9 protein-coding genes are annotated in these 5,850 nt (G+C 34.1%); 2 read left to right on the top strand and 7 right to left on the bottom strand.

Annotated elements, in window-relative coordinates:
• Nucleotides 1–188: hypothetical protein (locus ACIQZI_RS24210; RefSeq protein WP_403078363.1), on the top strand; the 188-nt coding region annotated here is incomplete at its 5' end.
• A gap of 574 nt (nucleotides 189–762) precedes the next feature.
• Here the strand turns inward: ACIQZI_RS24210 and ACIQZI_RS24205 are convergent.
• From ACIQZI_RS24205 to ACIQZI_RS24175, 7 genes are all read right to left on the bottom strand, one after another.
• Nucleotides 763–1,239, bottom strand: a complete 477-nt coding sequence (locus ACIQZI_RS24205; RefSeq protein ID WP_403078360.1) for a DUF4825 domain-containing protein — start codon at nucleotides 1,237–1,239, stop codon at nucleotides 763–765.
• A gap of 205 nt (nucleotides 1,240–1,444) precedes the next feature.
• Nucleotides 1,445–2,032, bottom strand: a complete 588-nt coding sequence (locus ACIQZI_RS24200) for a hypothetical protein (protein WP_403078357.1) — start codon at nucleotides 2,030–2,032, stop codon at nucleotides 1,445–1,447.
• Between the two features lie 160 nt (nucleotides 2,033–2,192).
• Nucleotides 2,193–2,387: a DUF6366 family protein gene (locus ACIQZI_RS24195; protein ID WP_403078354.1), complete on the bottom strand. Its 195-nt coding sequence runs from the start codon at nucleotides 2,385–2,387 to the stop codon at nucleotides 2,193–2,195.
• Between the two features lie 177 nt (nucleotides 2,388–2,564).
• Nucleotides 2,565–3,131 (bottom strand): hypothetical protein, encoded by a 567-nt coding sequence (locus ACIQZI_RS24190; RefSeq protein ID WP_403078351.1) that lies wholly within the window; start codon nucleotides 3,129–3,131, stop codon nucleotides 2,565–2,567.
• Between the two features lie 232 nt (nucleotides 3,132–3,363).
• A complete protein-coding gene (speE, locus tag ACIQZI_RS24185; protein WP_403078345.1) occupies nucleotides 3,364–4,191 on the bottom strand; it encodes a polyamine aminopropyltransferase in 828 nt (275 codons plus the stop codon).
• Nucleotides 4,192–4,223: 32 nt separating this feature from the next.
• Nucleotides 4,224–4,538 (bottom strand): DMT family transporter, encoded by a 315-nt coding sequence (locus ACIQZI_RS24180; RefSeq protein ID WP_403078337.1) that lies wholly within the window; start codon nucleotides 4,536–4,538, stop codon nucleotides 4,224–4,226.
• Complete coding sequence (locus tag ACIQZI_RS24175) at nucleotides 4,535–4,870, bottom strand: DMT family transporter (protein ID WP_403078334.1); 336 nt, start codon at nucleotides 4,868–4,870, stop codon at nucleotides 4,535–4,537. The genes ACIQZI_RS24180 and ACIQZI_RS24175 overlap by 4 nt, the downstream gene beginning before the upstream one ends.
• Before the next feature lie 100 nt (nucleotides 4,871–4,970).
• Between ACIQZI_RS24175 and ACIQZI_RS24170 the strand changes: the two genes are divergently transcribed.
• Nucleotides 4,971–5,543, top strand: a complete 573-nt coding sequence (locus ACIQZI_RS24170; protein ID WP_403078330.1) for a TetR/AcrR family transcriptional regulator — start codon at nucleotides 4,971–4,973, stop codon at nucleotides 5,541–5,543.
• The last annotated feature ends 307 nt before the right edge of the window (nucleotides 5,544–5,850 follow it).

Raw genomic sequence — 5,850 nt, 5'->3', positions numbered from 1 at the left:
AAGGCACAGTGAGTGAAGTTCATAAAGATTTCATTGTTTTAGTGCCTACACGAAATACGACAACTCCTGAAAACGTAGAGGTTGAAAGTAATAGTGATGGTTCCACGCTTGAACAATTTCTAAAATATTTTCTTCGATTAGATGATATAGTTGGATTCGGAGAAGACCGCGAGTTTCCTGAAGCTTAAGGGCTTGTTCAACTAATTCTTATAAGTGCCGGTCTGGTTTCCTGGAGCACAGCATCATGCACAATGATAACTATAAAAGACAATCAAGGCCTCCAAATAGGAGGTCTTGGTTGTCTTTTATAAGAGGCAATATTTCTTGTGTTTCAAGGATGTATACTCATTTCCATGTTATGCCCTAATTTAGTGAATGAGCTTATCTTCACTCAAAATAGGTGATTACCTATGTATGTGTCCATATTCAATAAGGGGTAGATATTTGCCCATTTGTAAAGGATGTATGCTTGGTTGTTTTTATATTTGAGGTATAGTCATAACCTCTCGTTATACTAGCTTTCACAAGACAATTAACAACAGTCAACGATTTACTGTTCTCTCAACTGACCCTCCCCTAATAGAAGAAGGAGTTTTTCTGAATGTATGATTTTGCATACTTTCGTACATTGAAAAGAGTACCTTAAGGCACTTAACATAATCATCCTTATCGGTACTGAAAAAGGATCTTCGGCTGGAAGATCCTTTTAGCTGCTTATTGAACTAAACACCATTTACTTGAGGAAGAAGTACTCTATTTTTTTTAAAACTGATTCACTTTACTTTCATCTTCTAAATATTTTTTTGTGAGTTTTGTTAGGTCTTCTTCACTCGTATATTCACTTAATTTTTTTCCGTACCAACTTTCTAAGTCTTCTTTTGTTATTTTATATTCTTGGTCATCAAAATTAAATGTAATCCATTTTGCATTTTTGACTAATGTAAATATAAATGTAGCATTGTATATTGCCGTTTCTTTGTAGTTTTTTTCTATTTCTTCTGCATCCATATTTGTATAATTCAAAATCATTCCATAAGGCTCTTCTTTGGTTTTAAGTTCAAACCCATTAAAATATTCACCCAATGGTAATTGCCTTACAATGCTCCTTACTGCACTATTATCGCCTACATATGAATCTTTAAATTGAAATATATCCTCATCTACATTACTTGAATTACATCCGTTTAAGGAAAGTAATATCAATAACGAAAAGAAGAAAAATTTTGTTATTTTCTTCACTTCTTATCCTCCTTAAATTCAATATCTAATATTCTAACTTTACTACAAAAAATACCAATTACTTACTAAATTATTCTGCAACAAATGAACAAGATCCTTTAAAATCACATGTATACTCTATACAAAACTAGTTAACATAAGACTAATTATCGGCAAAAAAAGGATTGGGTTCCTCTTAGATATCCAATCCTTTTTGTTTCTTTGGTCACTTTTCATATTTTTCTAGAAAGTCGGCTAAGGCTAAATGCAACACATCAGACTTATTGATCCTCTCGACTTCACAAAACTCATCTAAACGTTTACCAATGACACGATCAATAACAATCGTCTTTCTTGTTTTGTCACTTTGTGGAAACTGTTTGACGCGGTCATAAAGACTTGGCTCATTGGTTTGTGTAGTTGGGGTAACCTCTTGCCATGATTTAAGCAGTTCCTTAATCATATGGATTTCATCTTGGGTGAACGGCTCATGAACAATAGGTGAATGATTCGTGAATTCCTTATTACTCTCTGCGAACTTCTGATTACTTCGTGTGAAAGGTGTATGAACTTTAGGTGAACGCGATTTCACATAATCAAAAATACTTTTATCAAGGGGTTCTTCACCTTCTCCAATAAAAAACCAACCCTTTTGACCAGAGTTTCTAAATTCATATCCAGCCTCTTTTAATGCCTGTCTAAATGGTTTTTCACTTATGCCAGGTATTTGTTTAGCCACATCGCCTGTCTTGACTCCTTCTTGTGCCAATACGTCTAAAATGCTTCGTATGGATGCTTTTTGATCTACACTCACTGATTGTTCACCCTCATTTCACTCAAACTCATATATGTATGATTCCATGTGAAATACGTATGACCTTCAAGTAAGTTAACATAATCACTCTTATCGGCATAAAAAAAAGATCATTCAATCGAAGATCTTTTTTCATGCTTATTTTACTATAGCTGTTAGCTTAATAAGAACATTGTGAAAGGATAAGTAATCCTCCAATAATTATAACCAAAGTAATAACTCTTGTAAGACAACCGCCTTTTGTTAATGCTCCTAAATCACCAATCATTGAACGGTTAATAGAGTCTGAGAAATTACCCATTGGATTTTTTTTATGTTCTTCTATTTGTTTTTTGTCTTGGTCATCTTGGTTCACAAAACCACCCCGTATTTTTTCCTTTAAGGGATTTTATTCTTCAACATTCATAATAAATCCTGCTCTGTTAGTTAAATCAGATGAATACGTTATACAAATCTAGTTAACATAAAGTCAATTACCGGCAAAAAAAGGATTGGGTACCTCTTAGATATCCAATCCTTTTTGTTTCTTTGGTCACTTTTCATATTTTTCTAGAAAGTCGGCTAATGCTACATGCAACACATCAGACTTATTGATCCTCTCAGCTTCACAAAACTCATCTAAACGTTTACCAATGACACGATCAATAACAATCGTCTTTCTTGTTTTGTCACTTTGTGGCAACTGTTTGACGCGGTCATAAAGACTTGGCTCATTGGTTTGTGTAGTTGGGGTAACCTCTTGCCATGATTTAAGCATGTCCTTAATCATATGGATTTCATCTTGGGTGAACGGCTCATGAACAATAGGTGAATGAGCAGTGAACTTCTGATTACTTCGTGTGAAAGGTGTATGAACTTTAGGTGAATTCGATTTCACATAATCAAAAATACTTTTATCAAGGGGTTCTTCACCTTCTCCAATAAAAAACCAACCCTTTTGACCAGAGTTTCTAAATTTATATCCTGCCTCTTTTAATGCCTGTCTAAATGGTTTTTCACTTATGCCAGGTATTTGTTTAGCCACATCGCCTGTCTTTACTCCTTCTTGTGCTAATACTTCTAAAATGCTTCGTATGGATGCTTTTTGATCTACACTCATGGATTGTTCACCCTCATTTCACTCAAACTCATATGTGTATGATTCCATGTGAAATACGTATGACCTTCAAGTAAGTGGACATAATCACCCTTATCGGTAATAAAAAAAGGATCTTCACTGGAAGATCCTTTTTCAATGATATCTCAACTTAATTCTTTTTGAGTGATCGTAAATAAAGAATAATAACAAAAAGGCATCAATCCTGCTGGACCAATGCTCTCCATTACTAAGTTTATTTACATAAGTCTTTAACAAATTTCGGTAGACAAAATGACGCTCTATGCAATTCAGGTGTGTAATACTTTGTATCAAGTTCGAAAAATCTTGAAGTTTCTACTTGTAAAGGTTCATACTTTTTCGAACCAATAGTAAAGGTCCACATTCCACTTGGATATGTTGGGACGTTGCATGTATATAAGCGTGCAATAGGGAAAATTTCTCTTGTATCACGAACAGCATTTCGAATCAGGTCACCCTTGAACCATGGGTTATCTGTCTGAGCAACAAAAATCCCATCCTCTTTTAATGCTTTGGAAATTCCGGCATAAAAACCTTTTGTAAATAGGTGGGCTGCTGGACCCACTGGCTCTGTAGAATCAACCAAAATAACATCGTATTCATCTTCACTATTTAAGATATGCATAAAGCCATCACCAATAATAAGCTCTGCTCGTGGATTACCATATTCACAAGAAATTTGAGGGAGATACTGTTTAGAATACTCAACCACTTTATCGTCAATTTCCACTTGAACTACTTTTTCTACACTTGGATGCTTTAATACTTCTCGAATCGTACCACCGTCACCCCCACCTACAACTAATACCTTTTTGGGATTCGGATGAGTAAATAAAGGTACATGTACAATCATTTCATGGTAAACAAACTCATCCTTTTCAGTTGTCATTACCATACCGTCTAACACAAGCATATTACCAAATTCCTCAGTTTGAACCATATCCAACTTTTGAAAATTCGTTTGTTCAGAATGTAGTCCCTTCGTCAATTTAGCCATTATGCCAAAGGATTTTGTTTGTTTTTCTGTAAACCATAAAGTCATATTTTATGTCCTCCACTTTGTTTATAATAAAATTAAGATGCTAATCTTAGACCGATTACTGCCACTACTACCAATGCAATAAAGAAAATACGCAATTTATCTTTGGATTCACCATAATACAACATTCCTATGATTGCACTACCTACAGTTCCAATACCTGTCCAAACTGCATAAGCGACACCTAAAGGAATGGTCTTCATCGCAAGACTAAGAAGAGTAAAACTAATAATAAAACCAATTAATATAATAAGGAATCCTTTTAGTTTCTGTCCTTTCACCATAATCTGCATACCAGTAACACCAACGATTTCAAAAATACCTGCGATAATTAAAAATACCCAGCTCATCTTTCTTGACTCCTTTCTGCATCCTGCTTCCCTGTGACAAGTTTTAACCCAAGTACTCCCACAAGAAGTAAGAGAAGAAAGAAGAGCATACCTAAATTAAAAGAGGATTTAAAGATAAAGAAATCAACAAACACTGTTCCAACAGTACCCAACGCTACAAATACTGCGTATACTGTACTTGTAGGTAAAGTTGTAGCAGCTCGGACAAGCAGTACAAAACTAACAACAACTCCTATTACAGTAAGAATCCATTCTAAAGGCGAGTTGGCATGTTTTAATCCTGTTGCCCAACCAACTTCAAAAATGCCTGCAATGATGACTAAAAACCACATATTTGTTCACACACCTTCTTTGTACTATAGTTAACTAACGGTAGTTAGTATAACGCCGATTTTAGTTATTTTCAACTACTTTTTTGAAAGGATGAAGGTATTGAATACCAAAGACCAAATTATTGAAGCAGCTAAGTGTTCCTTTGCTCTACATGGTTATGAAGGAACAACTTTATCGCAAATCGCAAAAGAAGTAGGTATACAAAAACCATCGATATATAATCACTTTAAAAGTAAAAATGATTTGTATCTATACGTAGCAGAAATGGTTATAGATGCTTTACTCGTGAGAATGAAGGGTACATATGAGCGACATAGAAATGAGAATTTGGAAACAAGGCTTTATTTATTATTTAAAAACAGCTGTGATTTTATCCAAAATAAACAAGAAGGCATGATGTATGTACGCTTTTTATTCTTTCCGCCTGTAGAATTAAAAGAAGAAGTTAAAACAATTGTAAGTCGAGGAGACAGTCAAATAGAAGATATTGTAAACAAATTTTATATCGAAGGAATAGAAGAAGGACAATTAAGAGATATCCCTAAACAAACGTTCCGGTCAGCTTTTTATTTCTTGTTGGATGGATTATTTACGGAGAGCTTTATTTATGATGATTTTCTAATTCGCTTTGAAGAAGCTTGGACTGTATTTTGGTATGGAGTATCGAGATAAAAGTGTACGGGAACAAAAGATAATATTGTTTATTCAAGAATAGGGCGCGTTTGTTAAACAAGAAGTAAAAGGGTGATATCATACATGTTAATGTGTATGATATCACCCTTTATTTTTTATATTTTAGGTCTTGATAAGATTTACCCTTACCTTTGAACATAGTCTCTAAGTATTACATGAATACTGTATACAATTCCAGTTGACATAAAGTCAATTATAGGAAATTAAAGAGGTTGAGTGCCCTTTAGGTACTCAACCTCTTTTGATTTTCTTTTTCAAGTTTTTTAAATTCTATAAATGCTTTAAA

Origin of the sequence: Peribacillus sp. NPDC096379 (assembly GCF_044762875.1) — a bacterium.
Taxonomy (GTDB): Bacteria; Bacillota; Bacilli; order Bacillales; family DSM-1321; genus Peribacillus.
Note: the sequence above shows the minus strand (reverse complement) of the source record. Positions and strands in the feature narration are given on the sequence as shown.